General features: G+C 48.3%; 1 protein-coding gene. It reads right to left on the reverse strand.

The genetic code is table 11. From position 1 onward, the window contains the following. Window positions 1-1,057 (reverse strand): tetratricopeptide repeat protein (locus V6D20_12485; GenBank protein ID HEY9816597.1); only part of this gene is annotated, 1,057 nt, incomplete at both ends.

Here is a 1,057-nt window from a genome sequence, read left to right on the forward strand (position 1 = left end):
ACACCAAGGGGCGATACACCTGTACGGCTGCTTGGACATCGGCAAAGGTAGGTAAACCTAGAAAATCCTCGTAGCCCAGTACTTTGCGAATATCTTGGAGAACATCGGTCAGTTGCTGACGTAGAGATGTGGCTGTATCCCTCAGCGCTTCCGGGGTGAGGCTATGGCGATCCTCGGAAGTCATCCGATCGCGCTGCTGGCTTTCCAGGTTTCGGAGTTGGGCGGTGATCTGCTGGTAATCCTGATAAAGCTTAGGATGGGTTTGTTGCAGTTGGGTGAGGTCAGATCGATCGCGATCGAGACTCTCGCTGAGCCCACGGGCACGGCCCTGCTCCAGGGTTTCGACGGCTTTTTGTAGGTCGCCCGTCCGCGCCAGAGCATAGGCCGCCCGCCGAGGGAGATCAGCGGTTTCAGCCAGTTCAGCGGATTTGCTATCTAGTAAATTGGCACTCTGGTAAAGGATTTCAGCCGCTTGTAGCGCCGTTTGATAAATAGAAACAGCCTCCTGCCAGCGTCTTCCTCTAAAGTAGATATCTCCCAGACGATTGGCTGATTTTCGGCAATCATGAGGATGCAGCCCTGGAGCAAAGACTGTCAGGCTATCCTGATAGCCATTTATTGCTTGCTGAAAATTCTCAGCAGGATCACCCTTGATACGATCAGAGTAAGCCATCGCCATATTCATTCTAGTTTGAGCCCACTCAACAGGTGTTGTTATTTTTGTCCTGACCGTTAGAACTTGTTCATGAGCATCAATAGCATCCTCAATATCTTGGGCGTGATTACCTTGGCTATGTAAATAGTAAGCAACTGCTAAATTACTCTTGGAAGTTGCCCACTCAAAAGGCATGGACTCGTAAGTTCTAACTTCTAACGATTGCTTGTAAGCATCAATAGCCTTCTCAATATTCTGAAGGAAGTCAACACAAGTGCTATAAAAACAATAAGCAACTGCCAAGTTGTTCATTGTCTGCGCCCAGTCAACTGGTGCCACTTCGCGAGTTCTGATCTCTAGCGATTGTTTATAGATATCAATAGCCTTCTCAATATTTTGACA

Source organism: Candidatus Obscuribacterales bacterium (assembly GCA_036703605.1).
In the GTDB taxonomy this organism is placed as follows: Bacteria; Cyanobacteriota; Cyanobacteriia; order RECH01; family RECH01; genus RECH01.